The sequence below is a fragment of the Leisingera aquimarina DSM 24565 genome, from assembly GCF_000473165.1.
GTDB lineage: Bacteria > Pseudomonadota > Alphaproteobacteria > Rhodobacterales > Rhodobacteraceae > Leisingera > Leisingera aquimarina.
On sequence record NZ_KI421504.1, the window covers coordinates 2,073,894 to 2,093,014 of the forward strand.

Here is a 19,121-nt window from a genome sequence, read left to right on the forward strand (position 1 = left end):
GGGCCGGCAGCGGCGCTTAAACTTTCAGGTTTGGAATGATCTGCTTTTTGCGCGACATGATGCCCGGCAGCACCACGGCGTCACCGGCAGCATCGGCGCCAAAGCTTTTGGCGGCGACGGTTTTCACCAAGTCGTTCGGCACCAAGAGGGTGGCTTCCTCGTTCAGGATGTCGACCACGAACAGCAACACCTGGTCAACGCCGTCTTCGGCCGCGACGGAGGTCATGGTCTCCATCAGCGACGCCTTGCGGTCCAGCACCACGGCCGGCGCGGTGGTTTCCAGCACGGAGACGCGGAATTTGGTGCCCTCGACCGCGTATTCCTTGGAGTCCATGCGCAGCAGTTCCGCGTCCGAGAAGGAAGAGACGTCGGATTTGGCGGCGAACATTTCGGCGGCGTAGCCAGCGATACTGATGCCCAGATCGGCGGCCAGTTTTTCGGCCACGGCCTTGTCATGCGCGGTGGTGGTCGGCGAGCGGAATTCCAGCGTGTCGGACAGGATGCAGGTCAGCGCTGCGCCCTTGATCGCGTCCGGCATCTTGGCGGCGTCATCGCCCATCAGGTCGTGCATGATGGTGGCGGTGCAGGCCAGCGGACGGATGGTGATGTCGATCGGGCCTTTGGTTTCCAGACCGCCGACCAGCTTGTGGTGGTCGATGATTGCCTGCACGTCGGCGCCGTTGATGTTGGCGGGCAGTTCGGCCGGGTTGTTGGTATCCACGATCACCACGGCAGCATCGTCAGCCACGTCGGCGATGATCGCGGGTTTCTCAAAACCCCAGCGCTGCAGCATAAAGGCCGCCTCGGTGTTCGGTTCGCCCAGCAGCTTGGGCTCGGCAGCGGTGCCTTTCACCTCGTTCAGGTACCAGGCCCAGATAATCGGGGAGCCGGTGGAATCGGTGTCGGGGGATTTATGGCCGAAAACTTGGATGGTCATTGGGGCTGTCCTGTTCACTCATGCGGTCAGAAAAGGGGGGATTTGCGCGCCTTATAGGGCTGGCGCGCAGGCTTGTCACCCCGCAGCGGCTGCAATGCGGCGTTGTGCCTAGAACGGGGCACGTTCCAGCCTGTAACCCTCTTGCTGCAGCAGGTTCAGCAGGCCGGCTTCGCCTGGCAGGTGCAAAGCGCCGGCGGCCACCACGATGCGGTCGCCCTTGGCCGCTTCGATCACCGGGATCCAGTTGCGGTTGCGCTGGTCAAGCAACCCGTCCATCGCCTCTGCCCACAGGGTTTCGCGCTCCGCTCTGGTCAGGGCGCCGCTTTGCAGGAAGTCCCGCTCGCTCAGGTAAAGCGCGCTTAGCGCTTGCTGGTCGAAATAGGCCTCAACCGTGGTGATGAAACTGTCCTGGCTACCGCCCATCATGGCGGTAAAGGCGCGCAGCTGGCGCACCAGCGGAGCGAGCCGGGCGGTGATGGCCTCCATCCGCGGATCGTTGATGTGCAGGGTGCCGATCACATGCAGCGTGCGGGCGCCGCGCCGGGCGATCCAGTGGTTGCCTTCGGCAAAGGGCACCGCGGCGGTGCGGGCCTCGATGCTGGCGCGGTCCGGTGCGGTGAGGGCGGTGCGCAGGTCGGTGCCGGTGCAGGCCGCCCACAGCGAGGCGGGCAGCAAGAGGAAGAACAGGGAAAGGATGAGCCGCATAACGGGGGAAGGTCCTGAGATCTGAGTACGGGCGAGGGCTGCCTTACCACGGCGCCGGAGTGAGGCTGAAGCCCTTGGCATGCAGCAGATTCAGCACGCCGTTTTGGCCGGGCAGATGGGCGGCCCCGACGGCGACGGCAATCCGGTCGTGCCGGGCGGCCAGGATCGGTTTCATCCAGCGCTGGTTGCGCTGATCCAGCAGGCGGCGGTTGTACTGCCGCCACAGCCGCGCGGTTTCGGCGCCGGAGAAACTGCTGTACTGGGCGCTGATCCAGGGGGCGAGGACAAAGGAGGTCCAGACGCTTTGGTCGAAATAGGCCTCAACCGGGGTGGCATCCTCGGGTTTGCCGGATTGCACAAGCTCCAGTTCCAGCGCCAGCATCCGGGCCTGATCGCGGAGCGGCAGGCTGGCAATGGCCGCCAGCGCCTGTTCCGGGGTTTCCAGCGCACCCAGCGGGATCCGCTTGCGCCGCGCGAAATCGGAAATCCGGTCATCCAGTCCGCGCCGCAGGCCAAAGCCGTAGGGGCGGCAGCCGCTTTGCACAACAAACATCGAAATTGCCCAGGGCTGCATCCGGTTCATGGTTTCCGGATTGACGCCGGTCACCTGGGCCGTCAGCTGGAACCGCTCCCAGGCGTCGCGGGGCAGCAGGTGCCGCAATTCCTGGCCTTTGGGCAGCAGGAAACTGCGGACCAGCTCATCAGGCATCCGGTCCAGGCGCTCCAGAGCGGAGTCGGAGGTTTCCAGATAGATGGCGCCTGCCTGCTCCAGCACCGGGCGCAGAGTGCGCATCACCTTGGCCATGCGGGCATCGCCGCCATGCATGGTGCCGATCACGTGAATGGTGCGGTTCCCCTTGGTGGCGACCCAATGGTTGCCGCGCGAATACGGGGTGGCGGCCATTTCGCGCTCCAGCCGTGCCTCGGTGGCGGCGGGCAGATGGTCGCGGTAGTCGATGCCGCGGCAGGCGGCAAAGGCGGCAGGGGCCTGCAGAGCCAGTGCAAGTGCAAGTGCAATCCGTTTCATCATAAGCCCTTTCCCCGGCTCCGGAGCGATGGTCTGGATGTATGACCCTAGGGCGGGGCACGGGGGGCGGCAATGCAAAATCCTGCGTCTGCACCGCAAATCCGTGCCGCGGATTGCCATCGGCGGCGCGACCTGCCAGTCATGGGCGATGGAACGCGAGGATCAGCTGTACCCGCCGGTGAAGGCGCTGCTGGAAGGGCAGGGCTATGAAGTGAAGGGCGAAGTGGGCGCCGCCGATGTGGTGGGTGTCCGCGGTACGGAGCCTCCGGTGATTGTCGAGCTGAAGTTGAAGTTTTCGCTGTCGCTGTTTCATCAGGCGATTGCCCGGCTCTCGGTCTCTGATCACGTCTATATCGCGGTGCCGCGGCCCGCAGGGCGGCAGGCGCGGCGGATGATAAAGGACAATCTGGCGATGTGCCGCCGTCTGGGGCTGGGGCTGATCACGGTTCTTGCGGACGGCCGGGCGGAGGTGCATTGCGATCCCGGCCCCTATGCCCCGCGCAAGTCGAAGAAGAAGCAGGCGCGGTTGCTGCGCGAGTTTCAGACCCTGCGCGGCGATCCCAATGCGGGTGGCGCGACCCGGCATGGCATTGTCACCGCCTATCGTCAGGATGCGCTGGCCTGTGCGTCGCATCTGGCAGAAGCGGGCGCCTGCAAGGGGGCGGAGGTCGCCAAGGCGACTGGAGTCACGCGCGCCACCCAGCTGATGGCTAAGAATCACTATGGCTGGTTCGAGCGGGTGGAGACCGGCATCTACCAGCTGACCGATGCGGGCCGCGAAGGGCTGGTGCATTGGGCGGAAAGCTGGGAGACGGAGTGAGTTTACAGCCTGTCGAATTTATTGAGCTAATGTGTACCTGCCGCAAACCCTCTTGATTGTCGGTTTTAGTTCACGTTTCGCCTTACTCCTCCTCATGTAAGTTGCATTTTTTCCCTGTTGAGCACGACCCAGTCTGCGCCGATGACGGGCGCAGCTTTGCACAAGGGGAGACAGCAATGGCAGATCAGGATATCGACAGGCTTCAGGACCGGCTGCGGGCGCAGCGGGTTTCCTTTGACAAGATCCCAGTGGTCGACATCAGCGCGCTGAACACGGGCGGCAGCTTGTTTGAGGTCGCCAAGGAAATCCGCTGGGCGCTGACCAACGCGGGGTTCTTTTATGTGAAAAACCACGGCGTGCCCGAGGCAGTGGTGAACGGCGCCTTTGACCAGACACGGGCGTTCTTCGACCTGCCGCTGCAGGACAAGACGGACCTGCATATCTCCAAATCGGGGCTGGCCCTGCGCGGCTATATTGAGATCTTCGGTGAAAACACCGACCCGAAGAAAACCAAGGACCTGAAGGAATGTTTCGACATCGGGCCGGAGGGGCCCGCCGGGGCAGAGCCGTTCTTTGGCCCCAACCTATGGCCGGCCGCACGGCCTGAATTCGAGCGCGCGGTCTATGGCTATCATCAGGAGATGAAGGGCCTGGCAGAGCGGCTGATGCGGGCAATTGCGGTCAGCCTGGATCTGGAGGCAGACTTCTTTGCGCCGCGGATGCAGGAGCCGATCACCATCCAGCGGCTGCTGCACTATCCGCCGCAGGAGGGGCAGATTGATGAAAGCGTGATGGGCATCGGCGCCCATACGGATTACGGCAGCCTGACCATCCTGGCGCAGGATGATGTGGGCGGTTTGCAGGTGATGAACCGCGACGGGGATTGGATTGAGGGGCCGCCGATTGCGGGGACGTTTGTGATCAACATCGGCGACCTGATCCAGCGGCTGACCAATGATCTGTATCTGGCCAACCTGCACCGGGTGGTGAATGCCTCGGGACGAGAGCGCTATTCGATCCCGTTCTATATTGATGCGGACGCGGATGCGGTGGTCCAGCCGCTGGGCAGCTGTGTGAGTGCAGAGAACCCGGCGCGGTATGAACCGGTCACCTGCGGCGCCCATAAATTCGGCCGCTTCAAGGACAGTTTCCCGCACTTGAAAGACAAGGCTGCCTGAGGGGCAAACCCGTGGCAAACAGAGGGCGCTCCGGCGCCCTCATTTTTTTTGCTGATTCCGTGTTGACAAGGAAGGGGGGCATTCCTAGCTTCCCCTCGTTAGCACTCAGCAGATGTGAGTGATAACTGTCCTGCCAGGGAGCGGGGCAAAGGATAACAACCTTTGAGCCTTTAAGGAGCTGCAAAGATGGCATTGAAACCGCTTCATGACCGCGTATTGGTCCGTCGCACCGAAAGCGAAGAAAAAACCGCGGGCGGTCTGATCATCCCCGAAAGCGCAAAAGAAAAGCCGAGCGAAGGCCAAGTGGTCTCGACCGGTGAAGGCGCACGCAAGGACAGCGGCGAGCTGATCGCAATGGCTGTTTCGGCCGGCGACAAGATCCTGTTCGGCAAATGGTCCGGCACCGAGGTCACCGTCGACGGCGAAGAGCTGCTGATGATGAAAGAAAGCGACATCATGGGCATCATCGAGTAAGCCCTCCGGCTGCTCTGGTCCCATCCATCGCGAAACACAAGAATTTCTCTAGGAGAGTGAATAATGGCTGCTAAGGACGTCAAATTCGACACCGATGCCCGCAACCGTATGCTGAAAGGCGTCAACATTCTGGCGGACGCCGTGAAAGTGACCCTGGGCCCCAAAGGCCGCAACGTTGTGCTGGACAAATCCTTTGGCGCGCCGCGCATCACCAAAGACGGTGTGTCGGTTGCCAAAGAGATCGAACTGGAAGACAAGTTCGAGAACATGGGCGCCCAGATGGTGAAGGAAGTTGCTTCCCGCACCAACGACGAAGCCGGCGACGGCACCACCACCGCGACCGTGCTGGCCCAGGCGATCGTCAAAGAAGGCCTGAAGCAGGTTGCTGCCGGTCTGAACCCGATGGACCTGAAGCGCGGCATCGACCTGGCAACCTCCAAGGTTGTTGAAGGCATCAAAGAGATGGCCCGCGAAGTCAAAGACTCCGCTGAAGTCGCACAGGTCGGCACCATCTCTGCCAACGGCGAAGCTGAAATCGGCCAGCAGATTGCTGACGCGATGCAGAAAGTCGGCAACGAAGGCGTGATCACCGTCGAAGAAAACAAGGGTCTGGAAACCGAGACCACTGTTGTCGAAGGCATGCAGTTCGACCGCGGCTACCTGTCGCCCTATTTCGTGACCAACGCCGACAAGATGATTGCAGAGCTCGAAGACTGCATGATCCTGCTGCACGAGAAGAAACTGTCCTCGCTGCAGGCCATGGTGCCGCTGCTGGAGCAGGTGATCCAGTCGCAGAAGCCGCTGCTGATCATCGCGGAAGACGTTGAAGGCGAAGCGCTGGCGACCCTGGTTGTCAACAAGCTGCGCGGCGGCCTGAAAATTGCTGCTGTCAAGGCACCGGGCTTCGGCGACCGCCGCAAGGCCATGCTGCAGGACATCGCGATCCTGACCGGCGGCCAGGTGATCTCCGAAGATCTGGGCATGAAGCTTGAGTCCGTGACCATGGACATGCTGGGCACCGCCAAGAAGATCGAAATCACCAAAGACGAAACCACCATCGTTGACGGTGCAGGCGAGAAAGCCGAGATCGAAGCCCGTGTTGGCCAGATCCGCGCTCAGATCGAAGAAACCACTTCCGACTACGACCGTGAGAAGCTGCAGGAACGCGTTGCCAAACTGGCTGGCGGTGTTGCCGTGATCCGCGTCGGCGGCATGACCGAAGTGGAAGTGAAAGAGCGCAAGGACCGTGTGGACGATGCGCTGAACGCAACCCGCGCAGCTGTGCAGGAAGGCGTGATCGTCGGCGGCGGTGTTGCTCTGGTTCAGGCCGGCAAGGCACTGGAAGGCCTGGAAGGCGCCAACGCCGACCAGAACGCCGGTATCGTGATCGTGCGCAAGGCCATCGAAGCGCCGCTGCGCCAGATCGCTGAAAACGCCGGTGTTGACGGTGCTGTTGTCGCCGGCAAGGTCCGCGAAAGCTCCGACAAGAACTTTGGCTTTAACGCTCAGACCGAAGAATACGGCGACATGTTCGCCTTTGGTGTGATCGATCCGGCCAAAGTGGCGCGTACCGCTCTGGAAGACGCAGCATCGGTTGCCGGTCTGCTGATCACCACCGAAGCCATGGTTGCCGACAAGCCCGCCAAAGAAGGCGCGGCTGCCGGCGGCGGCATGCCCGACATGGGCGGCATGGGCGGCATGGGCGGCATGATGTAATCACAGATCCCGCTGGGATTTGTGATGGGGCGACAGGCGATTGGCCGTTCAGGTCAATCTGCCGGAAGCCCGCCACTGATGATTGCAAGATTTGGGGCTGCCTGCGGGCGGCCCCTTTTCGTTTTTGACAGAGGCAGAAGGCCCGCCTGGCGGGCCTGCCTGCGGCGCGAGTATTTGTGCAAAGGTGAATGCGGGAGGGGCGTGATGGTTGTTGGGCCGGACTTCATGACTGGGGTCGATGAAGAGCACTTTGACGAAGTCGATACACTGCTGAAGGCGGCTTTTCCTACTGATGCGGAAGCGCGGCTGGTGAAGAAGCTGCGGGCGGACGGCGATATGCTGTTTGAAGCCCGAAAACCCTGGGAGGGCAGGATCGGCGGCTATTTCGCGCTGAGCCGTATGCAGGCGCCGGAGGGCTGGGCTTGCCTGGCGCCGATGGCGGTGCTGCCCGAGTGGCAGGGCGGCAGGCTGGCGGAGCGTAAGCCGAACATGGAAGCAGGCGGACCCAAGGATCAACTGTACCGGGGACCGTGGCGTTTCGGTTCGCGGATGCTGCAGCACTTGCAAAGTTACTATGAGGTGTTTCCAGCCGGCGTGCGGGAGCGTATGCCGGAAACCATCGTTGTTCTTGGCAAGCCCTCCTTTTACGGTCGGTACGGCTTCAGCCTGGAGCGGGCGCAAAAGCTCATCAGCCCCTATCCGCTGGACTGCACGCTGATCCTGCGGCGGGGCGTGGATGTGCCGGAGGCAGAGCTGATCTACCCGCGGGCGTTTCATGACGGCGGTTGCTGACACGAAGTTTTCATTGGCCGGACAGGATCTTGCGGGCTAGTTTCTTGAGGAGCGCGCAACAGGGAGGGACCGGCGGATGCAGAAACCGGCAGGGCGGATGCTGGTCCGGCTGTTGCTGGCGCTGCTGATTGCAGGCTGCGGGGTGTCGCCGGTGGACCGGCTGGCCAAGCCGCCGAACCTTTACTCAACAGGGCGCAATTACCAGGCGGAGCGGGTTCCAGAGGCGCAGCGCACGGTCGCGCCCAGGCTGCTTTATGTCACCAACCGCTCGCAACGGCTGAATGGCGACGGGTCGGTCACCTATTTGGCGGAACGCTCGGATTCGATGGGGTTTGGCACCGCAGAAGTGCAATTCACCAGGGTAGCAGACTGGCCGGAATTGGTGGCGCTCACCCATGCAGGGCGCGGCGGGCGGCTGCCGCGATTGAAGGTGGCGGGGTTCCGCGACGGGATTCGGTTTTCTAAAACACCGCTCGCGGCCGAGCGGCGCGGCGGCCGGGTGGTGACCGAGGCGCAGGCTGAAAGAGATTACGCCGCCCATGCAGCCGCTTTCCGCAAGGCGGTGGCGGCAGAGGTTCGGCGTGCGGGAACCGGCCGTATCCTTTTGTTTGTGCATGGTTTCAACAATGATTTTGACGAGGCGCTGACCACCCTGGCCAATATCTGGCATTACTCCGGGCGCCGCTCGGTGCCGATGGCGTTTTCCTGGCCGGCGGGCAATTCCGGCCTGTTCAAATACTTCCGCGACCGGGAGGCGGGGGATTTTTCGGTTTTTCATCTGAAGGAAACGCTGGATTTGCTGGCCTCGGTCCCGGAGGTGGAGGATATTGACATCGTTGCCCATTCCCGGGGCTCCGATGTGGCGGCGACGGCCCTGCGGGAACTGGTGATCCGTGAGCGCGGGCGGGGCAAGCGCCCCAAGGTTACACTGAAGACCGGCACGCTGGTCCTGGCGGCGCCGGATCTGGATGTGGGCATTGTGCGGCAGCGGCTGATGAGCGAACGGGTCTTTGCGGCTTTTGAGCAGGTCAATGTGTATATCAACCCGGATGATCAGGCGCTGGCGATTGCCTCGATCCTGACCCAAGAGGCGCGGTTCGGGCGGCTGGATGCGTCGGATTTCGCCCCCGGCGAACTAGCAACGCTGAAGAAGGTGGGGCTGGTGCATTTCATCCGGGTTGAGGGGGCAGGGGGCGCGGGCCATTCCTATTTCCGCGACAATCCTGGCGCGATGTCGGATATCGCGCTGGCGCTGCGCACGCGGGCCTTTCCGGGAGGCACGCTGCGGCCGCTGGAGCTGGACCGCGACAATATCTGGACCCTGCACCCGGACTACCCGCTGGAACGGTTGCCGGATCTGGACCTGGACTTTGTGCAGGACCGCCGCTGAAGGCCCGCGGTGTGGGCCTGCCTTCGGCGGGAGTATTTCCGGCCGGAAAGAAGCGCGCCAGCCGCCGGGCTGCTGCTGACACGGAAAATTCACTGGCCTGGAAGACGGGTCCATTGTAGCTGGCACCGCATGCGATTATTTCTGCTTGTCTCTCTCACCATGCTGGCCTTTGCCGCAAATTCGATCCTGGGCAGGGCCGCGGTTGGCGGCGGCTATATGGATGCCACCGGATTTGGCCTGTGGCGGCTGGTGTCCGGGGCGCTGATCCTGGCGGCTTTGTGCCGGATCCGGGGGCTGGACACCTGGAGCCGGGAGCGCATCCTGCTTCCTTCCAGTCTGTGGGGCGGGGCGGCGCTGACGCTGTATATGGCGGGATTTACCCTGGCGTATCAGGATCTTGATGCCGGATTGGGGGCACTGGTTCTGTTCGGGGTGGTGCAGATATCGATGTTCCTGTGGGGAGCTGTGCGCGGCAGCCGGCCGGGTTTGGCCCAGGCCGCCGGGGCTGTGGCGGCCTTTCTGGGGCTGGCCTATGTGGTCTGGCCTGCAGAGGGCGCCGGGGTGCCGTTGACCGCGTCATTGCTGATGGCGGCGAGCGGGCTAGGCTGGGGCATCTACAGCCTGCTGGGGCGCGGAGCGCGGCAGTCGCTGGTGTCCACGGCGGTGAATTTTGCCTGGTCCAGCGTGATGATGCTGCCGGTGCTGCTGCTGGCGGGCGGCGGCACGGTGGTGAGCCCGTACGGCGTGTTGCTGGCAGTTTTGTCCGGCGCGGTGACCTCGGGGCTTGGGTATGCGCTGTGGTACCGGGTGCTGCCGCAACTGCTGCCCGCGGTGGCAGCAACTGTGCAGCTGAGCGTGCCGGTGATTGCAATCCTTGCGGGGGCTGTGCTGTTGGGCGAGAGCGTAGGGCTGCGGCTGGTGTTCGGGTCGGTTGCGGTGCTGGGCGGCATTGCGCTGGTGGTGCTGGGCGGGCCGGGGCGGGCAGCACGGCAGGAGCCGGGCAAGGTCGGCTGAGGGGCTTTCACCGCCCGCCGTTTGCGCTTATCTGGTGCCCATGCGTATTGCGATGAAATCCCTGATGGCCGCTGCGGCGGTGCTGCTGCCGCTGCCCGCTGCAGCAGATTGTGTGATCCTGCTGCACGGTTTGGCCCGCAGCGAGGCGTCTTTTGTGGTGCTCGGGGAGGTCTTGCAATCGCGCGGCTACAGCGTTGTACGGCCAGGCTATGCCTCCACCGAGGACACCATCCAGGTACTGGCAGAGGAGACCCTGCCGGAGGCCTTTGCTGCCTGCGGTGAAGAGACAACCCATGTGGTGACCCACTCGATGGGCGGCATCCTGTTGCGCCATTGGCTGCAGGGCAACCATCCGCAAAACCTGGGCCGGGTGGTGATGATGGGCCCGCCGAACCAGGGCAGCGAACTGGTGGATGAGCTAGGCGATTGGGAGGTTTTCGGCCTGCTGAACGGCCCTGCGGGCCAGCAGCTCGGCACCGGGGCGGAGAGCCTGTCGAAACAACTGCCGCCGGTTGATTTTCAGCTGGGGGTGATCGCGGGCAGCGAGACGCTGAACCCGCTGTTCTCCGCCCTTATACCGGGGGCGGATGACGGTAAGGTCTCGGTCGCCAGCACCAAGGCGGACGGCATGGCGGCGCATCTGACACTGCCGGTCACCCATACCTATATGATGAACAATCCGCAGGTGATGGCGCAGACGCTGCACTTCCTCGAGGAGGGGCGGTTTGAGCCGTCGCTGACCTGGCTGGCGGCAGTGGAAGAGATCATCGCGGAGGCTTGCCAGCTGAATGGCGGTTGCGCAGAGGCAGAGAAATGACATTGGAACTGACGCTGCAAGGCGGCGATGTGCTGCGCCCCGGCGGGTTGGAGCGCGGCGGCGAAATTGCCATCGCAGGCGGCCTGGTATCGGAGACAGCGGCGGGGCGCGCCGTGGACCTGACAGGCTATCTGGTGCTGCCGGGGATCGTGGATCTGCACGGCGACGGGTTTGAGCGCCATTTGGCGCCGCGCCGGGGCGCGATGAAGCAGATGGCCGAAGGGGTGGTGGCCGCCGAGGCCGAACTGGCTGCGAACGGGATCACAACTGCGGTGCTGGCGCAGTTCTACTCCTGGGAGGGCGGTTTGCGCGGGCCGGAGTTTGCGGCGCAGGTGTTCGAGGGCATCAAAGCGGTGCGCAGTTCTGTGGTGACCGATTTGCTGCCGCAGCTGCGGTTCGAGATCCACATGCTGGAGGATTACACCGGGCTCGCCGCCAAAGTAGCAGAGTGGCAGGTGCCGTATGTGGTGCTCAACGATCACCTGCCGCATGAGCGGCTGGCGCAGGGCAAAAAACCGCCGCGTCTCACCGGCCAGGCGCTGAAGGCGGGGCGTAACCCCGAGGTCCACTGGCAGATGCTGAAGGACATGCATGCGCGCCGGGATGAGGTGCCGGGCAGGCTGGACGCGCTGTGTGCGGAATTAGCGGCGCAGAATGTGCAACTGGGCAGCCATGACGACCAAACCGCAGAAGACCGCGCCGTCTGGCGCGGCCGCGGCGCGCGGATTTCCGAGTTTCCGGAAACGCTGGAGGCAGCCGAGGCTGCGCGGGGCGCAGGGGATCCGGTGATCCTCGGCTCGCCCAATGTGGTGCGCGGCGGCTCGCACAAGGGCAATGCCTCGGCGGTGGAGCTGATTGCCATGGGGCTCTGCGATGCGCTGGCCTCGGATTACCATTACCCCAGCCCGCGCCGGGCGGCGCTGATGCTGGAACGCTCCGGCCTGCTGGATCTGGCGGGCGCCTGGCGGCTAGTCTCTGAGGGGCCTGCGCAGGTGCTGGGGCTCCAGGACCGCGGGCAGCTGGAGGCGGGCAAGAGGGCTGACATTGTGGTGCTGGAGAAGCAAACGCAGCGGGTGGCGGCAACCCTGTCGGGCGGGTGTGTCAGCTATTTGTCAGGGGATGTCGCGGCCCGCTTCCTGGCTTGAAGGGGAGCGCCGCGCATCAGGCCGGAAGGCCCTCTTTGCGGCGCGTGAAACCGGCGGCGCCGGTTTCACCTGGCGCCTTGCTGCTTGGGGCAGGGCTGGTTAGACTGGCGGGCAATTGATTTCAGATGTTTGCAAAGCGGAAGATATGCTTCGGAAATACGGCCGCACGTTTCACTTGCAGTGATCGCCCGGGGCCACCAGCGACGATAAGATCATGCAGGATATTTCGGCCTTGATGGCTGAGCCTGAGGTGGTGATCACCGAAAAGATGGATGGGAAAACACCACCATTCATGCAGGCGGCTGCCATCCGCGCAGCCCGGATGCGCGCTATCACCGGTCGCGGGACTGGATGAAGGCGTTTGCCGCGGGGATTTCCCCGGCGCTGGCGGAGGGATAGCGGATTGTGGGCGAATATCTCTATGCCCGCCATGCCATCGCCTATGCGGCGTTGCCCTCGTATTTCCTGGGGTTTGCGTGGATCCTGGACGGGATGGTCCAGTCCTGGGACCAAACCCTTGAAAGGTTTGCGGAGCTTGGCATTTCCAGCGTGCCGGTGCTGTACCGCGGCAAGGTTTCGCCTCAGCTGATTGATCAGACCATTGCCAGGCTGGACCTTGAAACTCAGGAGGGGCTTGTGATCCGCGCAGCCTGCGGCTTTGCCGAAGCGGACATGAGCCGCCTGCTGGCGAAATACGTCCGTGCCGGCCACGTGCAGACGGATGTGCACTGGATGAACGCACAGATCATCAAAAACGCCCTCGCCTAAGGCCGCTTGCTGCTTCTTTCTGATCTTAAATACCTCGGGGGAGCCGTGGCAGCGCCGCGGCGGGGGCAGCGCCCCCGTTTTTAGCTCTGCGGTTTCACCACCCGGTTCACATGGCCCATCTTGCGGCCCGGCTTGGCGTCGGCCTTGCCATAGAGATGGATGGCGCAATCCGCTTCTTTCGCCAGGTCGGGCATGCGGTCCACGTCGGCGCCGATCAGGTTCTCCATCACCACATCGGAATGGCGCTGGCCATCGCCAAGCGGCCAGCCCGCAACCGCGCGGATGTGCTGTTCGAACTGATCCACCGTGCAGCCGTTCTGGGTCCAGTGGCCGGAGTTGTGCACGCGCGGGGCGATCTCGTTGACGATCAGGTCTTCGGGGGTGACAAACAGCTCGACGCCAAGGACACCAACGTATTCCAGCGCATTCAGGATCTTGCCCGCCATCAGCACCGCGTCCATGCACTGGCTGGTGCTGAGCCGCGCGGGCACGGTGGTGGTGTGCAGGATGCCGTCGCGGTGGACGTTTTCGCCGGGGTCGAAACAGGCGATCTCGCCGGTCACGCCGCGTGCGGCAATGACCGAGACCTCATGGCTGAAATTCACAAAACCTTCGACGATCGAGGGCGCGCCTGCCATGGCGGCGAGCGCATCGCCCGCGTCCTCAGCCGCCTTGATGCGGGCCTGGCCCTTGCCGTCATAACCGAAGCGGCGGGTTTTCAGGATCGATGGCGCGCCGATTGCGGACAGGGCGGCGTCGAGGCTGGCCTGATCGGTGATGTCGGCAAACGGCGCGGTCTTGAGGCCAAGGTCCTGCAGGAACGTCTTTTCCGTCAGACGGTCCTGGCTGATCCGCAAGGCTTCACGGCCCGGGCGGATCGGTTTTTGCGCTTCCAGCAGGTCGAGGGCCGAGGTCGGGATGTTTTCGAACTCATAGGTGATCACATCGACGGCAGCCGCAAAGGCGGCGAGCGCTTCGGCGTCCTCGTAGCCTGCGGTGGTCACGCGGTTGGCCACATGGCCTGCGGGCGGGTTGGCACCGGGTTCAAAGATATGAGTCTTGAAGCCGAGGCGGGAGGCCGCAACCGAGAGCATCCGGCCGAGCTGGCCGCCGCCGAGGATGCCGATGGTGGAACCGGGCTGTAATACCTGTGCGGGCACGTCAGTCATCGGAGGGCTCCTCCGGGATCGAGGCGGAGAGCGTCTCGCGCCAGTCATCCAGGCGCTGGGCGAGGTCCGCGTCCTGCAGGGCCAAGATGCCCGCGGCCATCAGGCCTGCGTTGGCGGCCCCTGCGGAACCGATCGCCATGGTCGCGACCGGGAAGCCCTTGGGCATCTGCACGATGGAATAAAGCGAGTCGACGCCGGACAGCGCCCGGGTCTGGACCGGCACGCCGACAACGGGCACCCGGGTTTTGGAGGCGACCATGCCGGGCAGGTGGGCAGCACCGCCCGCACCTGCGATGATCACTTGCAAGCCGCGGTCCGCGGCGGATTTGCCGTAGCTCCACAGCCGGTCCGGGGTGCGGTGGGCCGAGACGATCTTGGCCTCGTACTCGATGCCCAGATCATCCAGGATATTGGCGGCTTCTTTCATGGTGGGCCAGTCGGATTGGCTGCCCATGATAATGCCTACTTTGATGTCGGCCATGGCTTGTTGGCTCCTGTCGCGGCTTGTGGAGCGCGCACTATAGGGAAACTGGGACTTGGCGCAATGCGGCTTGGGGCGGAAAACTGGCGGATTGGCCCTGTTTTACGGGCTTTGGCGCTTTGCCACAGGGGGTGGCTCCCGCCCGCGCGGGATGCAGGCAAGCTGCACCGCCTTGCGGTTGGGCTTGGCGCCGCGCGGCGGCGCGGGAGGCTTGCGCCGATCCTGATCCGCGGGCAGGGTGGCTGCTGGAGCAGGGAGACAGCGATGCTGGAACTGCGCCCCAATTGCGAGCTGTGCGATAAAGATCTGCCGCCGGATGCAGCGGATGCGCGGATCTGCAGCTATGAGTGCACCTATTGCGCGGAGTGCGTGGAGCAGGTGTTGCATGATGTCTGCCCCACCTGCGGTGGCGCCTTTGCGCCGCGGCCCATCCGGCCTCGACGGAACGGGTGCATTCGACGTTCACCCGCGCGGATATCGAAGCGCATGTGGTGCGGATCCGGCATCTGAAGCCGGAAGAGCGGTGATCGGAACCGCCCGGCAGGCGGCTCCGGTTGTTTCCGGGATCAGTCCCGCTGTTTCGGCAGAATCAGGTTCAGCACCAAGCCCGCAACGCCGGAGAGGCCAATGCCCGCGAGGGTGAAGCCTTCGCCGAATTGAAGCGTCAGCCCGCCCAGGCCGATGATCAGTACGGTGGAGATGATCACCATGTTACGCGCCTCGGACAGCGCCTCGCCCAGTTTTGCCAGAACCGACAGACCGACCACGGTGACCATGCCGAAGAGCAGGATCATGATGCCGCCCATCACCGGCATCGGGATGGTGGCAAGCGCACCCGACAGCTTGCCCGCGAAGGATAGCGCGATGGCGAAGAGCGCCGCCCAGGTCATGATCGCCGGGTTGAAGGCGCGGGTGAGCGTTACGGCGCCGGTGACCTCGGAATAGGTGGTGTTGGGCGGGCCGCCTAAGATGCCCGCGGCGGCGGTGGCCAGGCCGTCGCCCAGCATGGTGTTCTGGATGCCGGGCTTGTCCATGTAGTCACGCTTGGTCACGCTAGAGATCGCCATGATGTCGCCGAAGTGTTCGATCGCAGGCGCAATGGCGACCGGCAGGATGAACAGGATTGCGGCCAGGTTGAACTCAGGCGTGACGAACTCCGGGACCGCGAACCAGGGGGCGCTGGCCAGCGGAGCGGTATCCACCAGGTTTTGCCCGGTGACTGCGCCGAGGATCAGCGCGGCGGCATAGCCTGCGGCGACGCCGGCCAGAATCGGCACCACGCGCATGATGCCGCGGCCGAGAATGGCTGTGAGCATGGTGGCGCCAAGGGCTGCGGCAGCCAGCAGCAGGGCGGTGTCTTTCGGCATCACCTGAGTGTCGCCGGCCAGGCCGGTTGCCATGTTGACGGCGACGGGGGCAAGCGACAGACCGATCACCATAATCACCGGGCCGACCACCACGGGCGGCAGCAGCCGGTGCATGAAGCCCGCGCCAAAGGCGCGGATGGCAAAGCTGAGGGCGACATAGAGAAGGCCCGCCGCGGCGAGCCCGCCGGTGGTGGCGGCCATGCCCCATGTCTGCACGCCGTAGATGATCGGTGCGATGAAGGCGAAAGAGGACGCCAGGAACACGGGCACCTGGCCGCGGGTCACGATCTGGAAGATCAAAGTTCCAAGCCCTGCGGTGAACAGGGCGACACTGGGGTCCAGCCCGGTCAGTAGCGGCACCAGCACCAGCGCGCCGAAGGCGACGAACAGCATCTGGGCGCCGATCAGCGCCTGTTTCGGGGAGAATTTATAGTCGGCGTCCTGGGCTTCAGGCACAGGAGTGCGGTCGCTGGTGGCGGTCATTGTCATGCTCGTTCTTTGGTTCAGCCGCTTGTGCGGGAGGCTCCTGAATGGAGGCCGGGCACAAAATCCGGCTGCTGGTAAACGGAAAATCCGGCTTTGACCATCCGGTCAGAAGGAGATTCCGCCAGCCGCAGGCAAGGTGTCGCAACAGGGCCGGGAAATTGCCGGTTTTCTGCAAGCCGGATGGTGGTCGGACCGGGCCTGCTGCAGGTGGCAGCATCTAACGGACCGCGAACCATGACCTTGGACAATGACCCTCTCCTCCAACCCCTGCAGATCCGGCATCTGAGCTTGCGAAACCGGATCATGAGCACAGCCCATGCGCCCTCGTTCCAGGAGGGCGGGCATCCGCGGGACCGTTACCGGCTGTACCACGAGGAGAAGGCACGCGGCGGTATTGCGCTGACGATGATTGGTGGCTCGACCAATATCGCGCTGGACAGCCCTTCGGTCTTCGGGCAGCTCTATGCAGGTGATGACAGTATCATCCCGTGGTTCCAGCGCCTCACAGACGGGGTGCGCAAGCATGGCGCGGCGGTGATGTGCCAGATCACCCATATGGGGCGGCGGACGGCCTGGGATGATGGGAACTGGCTGCCGGTGCTGGGGCCGTCGGGGAGGCGGGAGCGGGCGCATAGGGCCTTTCCCAAGGTGATGGAGATGGAGGATATCTCCCGCGTCATCAAAGACTTCGCTGCCGCAGCTGAGCGCTGTCGGGCGGGCGGGTTTGATGGAATTGAGCTGCTGTCGCATTCACATCTTTTGGGGCAGTTCCTGTCGCCCTTGGTCAATGACCGTGAAGACGATTACGGTGGCTCGCTGGACAACCGGTTGCGGCTGACGCTGCAGGTGCTGGAGGCGGCACGCGAGGCGGTGGGGCCGGATCTGATCCTGGGGATGCGGGTCACCGGCGATGAGCTGATGGAAGGCGGGTTGAGTGCCGCGGAGTGCATTGAGGTTGCGCGGAAGATTGCCGCTACCGGTGCAGTGGATTTCCTGAATGTGCTGGCGGGCGCGCCGTATGATGATCTGGGTCTTGCGGGTTGGGTGGCACCGATGGGCTTGCCCGCCGCGCCGGATTTGAACGTTGCGGGCCGCATCCGCCAGGCAGTGGATCTGCCGGTGTTTCATGCCGGCGGCGTGGCCGACATCGCCACCGCCCGCCATGCCCTCCGCGAAGGCCAGGCCGACATGATCGGCATGACACGGGCGCATATGGCCGATCCCTATCTGGTAGCCAAACTGCGGCGCGGCGAAGAAGAGCGCATCCGCCCCTGCGTGGCGCTGGGCTATTGCGTCGACCGGGTCAATCAGGGCAAGCCCGCGGTCTGCGGCCACAATGCAGCCACAGGGCGCGAGGCGGTGATGCCGCATGTGATCGCGCCAGCGCCGGAGCGGCGCAAGGTGGTGGTGGCCGGCGGCGGTCCGGCCGGGCTGGAGGCGGCGCGGGTGGCGGCGGAACGCGGCCATCAGGTGGTGCTGTTTGAGGCGGGCGGGCGGCTCGGCGGGCAAATTGCCTTGGCGGCCAAGGGCATGACCCGGCGCCAGATTTGGGGCGTGGCGGACTGGCTGATCTCGGAAGCGGAGCGGCTGGGTGTTGAGGTGCGGCTGAATACCTACGCCGAGGCAGACGACGTGCTGGCCGAGGACCCGGACGCAGTGATTGTGGCCACGGGCGGCTGGCCGGAAGGGTTGGAGATCCCCGGCGGGCATCTGATCACCTCCGGCTGGGAGGTGCTGAGCGGCGAGGCGCGGGCCGCAGGCGAGGTGTTGCTGCTGGATGAATGCGGCGATCACGCGGCCCTGGTCTGCGCGGATGCGATGGCGCAGGCCGGTTGCAAAGTAACGCTGGCGACGCCTGACCGAACGGCAGCGCATGATCTGGGGCCGACCAATTCTGCAGTGGTGCTGCGCGATCTGGTGCGGCAGGGCGTCACGTTTGAGTGCCTTCTGGAACCGGTTTCCGTGGTTTCGGACGGGCGCCGCAAACGTATCACCCTGCGCCATGTCCTGACCGGCGAAGTGACGGAGCGGGTTGCGGATCATGTGGTCAGTGAGCATGGGATCACCCCTGCGGACGATCTTTACCATGCGCTGAAGCCGCAATCGCGCAATTTGGGTCAGCTGGACCACCAGGCGATGATTGCCGGAGACAGTCCTTTTGCCGCCATCAATCCGCAGGGCAGCTTCTGGCTGGCGCGGGCCGGTGATGCGGTTTCCGGGCGCAATATGCATGCCGCCATCTATGATGCGCTGAGACTCTGCAAAGACCTCTAGACGGTGGCGCAAACGCCGCCGCTCAGCGCGCCGCCAGGCGCGATGCCGGGCCCAACGCCTTGCTGCGCAGGCAAGGGGGCGGGAGAACCAGGGCGGTGATGAAACGCCGCGTTCTGCGGCTGAGCCCCGGCAGCTTTGGCAGGGGGCGGACAGCGCCGGGCAGGCCAGCGCCGTGTCCGGTGGCAATTGTCAGGCGATAATATCCGGGGTCAGCCGGTCTTCGATCAAGGCGATCTTGTCCTTGAGGACGAGCTTTTGTTTCTTCAGGCGGCGGATTGTCAGCTGGTCGCTGGTCGGGCGCTCTTCCAGCGCGCCGATTGCTTCGTCCAGATCACGGTGCTGCCTGCGGAAAACCTCCAGCTCAACCTTAAGGACCTCATCGGTCTTCATCGACACATCTGTGGGTGCGTTCATTGGCGACTCAGTAAAGCTTATGAATGAAGTGAGGCTGAAGATACTTCCTTAACCGCTTTTCCGCTAGACCTATGGGCACATGCACTTGTGAAACCAGCAGGAACTTCCCATATTCTTCTGGAAGCGGCCGCCGGATACGGGGCCGCG

The 19,121-nt window shown here is 64.0% G+C and carries 20 protein-coding genes; 13 read left to right on the forward strand and 7 right to left on the reverse strand.

The annotated features are described in order from the left end of the window. Positions 1-16 precede the first annotated feature (16 nt). The 3 genes from AQUI_RS0114310 to AQUI_RS0114320 form a co-directional block, all read right to left on the reverse strand. Entirely contained in the window at positions 17-937 is a 921-nt protein-coding gene (locus AQUI_RS0114310; RefSeq protein WP_027258115.1) for a manganese-dependent inorganic pyrophosphatase, read from the reverse strand. A 108-nt stretch (positions 938-1,045) separates the two neighbouring features. Beyond that, positions 1,046-1,642, reverse strand: a complete 597-nt coding sequence (locus AQUI_RS0114315) for a TraB/GumN family protein (RefSeq protein WP_027258116.1) — start codon at positions 1,640-1,642, stop codon at positions 1,046-1,048. Positions 1,643-1,685: 43 nt separating this feature from the next. Beyond that, positions 1,686-2,669 (reverse strand): TraB/GumN family protein, encoded by a 984-nt coding sequence (locus AQUI_RS0114320; RefSeq protein WP_027258117.1) that lies wholly within the window; start codon positions 2,667-2,669, stop codon positions 1,686-1,688. Positions 2,670-2,817: 148 nt separating this feature from the next. Between AQUI_RS0114320 and AQUI_RS0114325 the strand changes: the two genes are divergently transcribed. The 11 genes from AQUI_RS0114325 (at position 2,818) to AQUI_RS28070 (ending at position 12,783) form a co-directional block, all read left to right on the forward strand. After that, positions 2,818-3,489 (forward strand): DUF2161 domain-containing phosphodiesterase, encoded by a 672-nt coding sequence (locus AQUI_RS0114325; protein ID WP_027258118.1) that lies wholly within the window; start codon positions 2,818-2,820, stop codon positions 3,487-3,489. 176 nt (positions 3,490-3,665) lie between these two features. Beyond that, positions 3,666-4,667 (forward strand): isopenicillin N synthase family dioxygenase, encoded by a 1,002-nt coding sequence (locus AQUI_RS0114330; RefSeq protein WP_027258119.1) that lies wholly within the window; start codon positions 3,666-3,668, stop codon positions 4,665-4,667. A 186-nt stretch (positions 4,668-4,853) separates the two neighbouring features. After that, on the forward strand, positions 4,854-5,141 hold the full coding sequence (locus AQUI_RS0114335; protein WP_027258120.1) for a co-chaperone GroES: 288 nt from the start codon (positions 4,854-4,856) through the stop codon (positions 5,139-5,141). Between the two features lie 63 nt (positions 5,142-5,204). Then, positions 5,205-6,857 carry a chaperonin GroEL gene (gene groL / locus AQUI_RS0114340; protein WP_027258121.1) on the forward strand — a complete coding sequence of 551 codons (1,653 nt, stop codon included), beginning with the start codon at positions 5,205-5,207 and terminating at the stop codon, positions 6,855-6,857. A gap of 204 nt (positions 6,858-7,061) precedes the next feature. Continuing rightward, positions 7,062-7,649: a GNAT family N-acetyltransferase gene (locus tag AQUI_RS0114345; RefSeq protein WP_035919998.1), complete on the forward strand. Its 588-nt coding sequence runs from the start codon at positions 7,062-7,064 to the stop codon at positions 7,647-7,649. Between the two features lie 76 nt (positions 7,650-7,725). Continuing rightward, positions 7,726-9,039, forward strand: coding sequence for an alpha/beta hydrolase (locus tag AQUI_RS0114350; RefSeq protein ID WP_245596924.1), 1,314 nt, complete (start codon positions 7,726-7,728; stop codon positions 9,037-9,039). A 129-nt stretch (positions 9,040-9,168) separates the two neighbouring features. Next, positions 9,169-10,053, forward strand: a complete 885-nt coding sequence (locus AQUI_RS0114355) for a DMT family transporter (RefSeq protein ID WP_027258124.1) — start codon at positions 9,169-9,171, stop codon at positions 10,051-10,053. A 52-nt stretch (positions 10,054-10,105) separates the two neighbouring features. Continuing rightward, positions 10,106-10,870 (forward strand): lipase family protein, encoded by a 765-nt coding sequence (locus tag AQUI_RS0114360; RefSeq protein WP_027258125.1) that lies wholly within the window; start codon positions 10,106-10,108, stop codon positions 10,868-10,870. After that, a complete protein-coding gene (locus tag AQUI_RS0114365) occupies positions 10,867-12,015 on the forward strand; it encodes an alpha-D-ribose 1-methylphosphonate 5-triphosphate diphosphatase (RefSeq protein WP_027258126.1) in 1,149 nt (382 codons plus the stop codon). The genes AQUI_RS0114360 and AQUI_RS0114365 overlap by 4 nt, the downstream gene beginning before the upstream one ends. A 214-nt stretch (positions 12,016-12,229) precedes the next feature. After that, positions 12,230-12,370: a hypothetical protein gene (locus AQUI_RS32360; RefSeq protein ID WP_342665594.1), complete on the forward strand. Its 141-nt coding sequence runs from the start codon at positions 12,230-12,232 to the stop codon at positions 12,368-12,370. Positions 12,371-12,420: 50 nt separating this feature from the next. Then, positions 12,421-12,783, forward strand: a complete 363-nt coding sequence (locus AQUI_RS28070; RefSeq protein ID WP_342665595.1) for an RNA ligase family protein — start codon at positions 12,421-12,423, stop codon at positions 12,781-12,783. 80 nt (positions 12,784-12,863) lie between these two features. Here the strand turns inward: AQUI_RS28070 and AQUI_RS0114375 are convergent, their stop codons facing one another. Together AQUI_RS0114375 and purE are read right to left on the reverse strand one after the other, a co-directional pair. Continuing rightward, positions 12,864-13,952 (reverse strand): 5-(carboxyamino)imidazole ribonucleotide synthase, encoded by a 1,089-nt coding sequence (locus AQUI_RS0114375; RefSeq protein WP_027258127.1) that lies wholly within the window; start codon positions 13,950-13,952, stop codon positions 12,864-12,866. Further along, complete coding sequence (gene purE, locus AQUI_RS0114380; protein WP_027258128.1) at positions 13,945-14,433, reverse strand: 5-(carboxyamino)imidazole ribonucleotide mutase; 489 nt, start codon at positions 14,431-14,433, stop codon at positions 13,945-13,947. Before purE ends, AQUI_RS0114375 begins: the two co-directional genes overlap by 8 nt. 264 nt (positions 14,434-14,697) lie before the next feature. On the opposite strand from purE, the gene AQUI_RS30070 reads away from it, so the two are divergent. Beyond that, positions 14,698-14,943 carry a DUF1272 domain-containing protein gene (locus AQUI_RS30070; RefSeq protein ID WP_156916833.1) on the forward strand — a complete coding sequence of 82 codons (246 nt, stop codon included), beginning with the start codon at positions 14,698-14,700 and terminating at the stop codon, positions 14,941-14,943. A 56-nt stretch (positions 14,944-14,999) separates the two neighbouring features. Here the strand turns inward: AQUI_RS30070 and AQUI_RS0114390 are convergent, their stop codons facing one another. Next, complete coding sequence (locus tag AQUI_RS0114390; RefSeq protein WP_245596925.1) at positions 15,000-16,289, reverse strand: uracil-xanthine permease family protein; 1,290 nt, start codon at positions 16,287-16,289, stop codon at positions 15,000-15,002. Between the two features lie 231 nt (positions 16,290-16,520). On the opposite strand from AQUI_RS0114390, the gene AQUI_RS0114400 reads away from it, so the two are divergent. Then, the gene (locus AQUI_RS0114400; RefSeq protein ID WP_084294410.1) at positions 16,521-18,560 is read left to right on the forward strand and encodes an NADH:flavin oxidoreductase; all 2,040 of its coding nucleotides are present in this window, start codon (positions 16,521-16,523) and stop codon (positions 18,558-18,560) included. Positions 18,561-18,749: 189 nt separating this feature from the next. Here AQUI_RS0114400 and AQUI_RS0114405 read toward each other — a convergent pair whose 3' ends face one another. Continuing rightward, positions 18,750-18,974 (reverse strand): YdcH family protein, encoded by a 225-nt coding sequence (locus AQUI_RS0114405; RefSeq protein ID WP_027258133.1) that lies wholly within the window; start codon positions 18,972-18,974, stop codon positions 18,750-18,752. Positions 18,975-19,121: the final 147 nt, after the last annotated feature.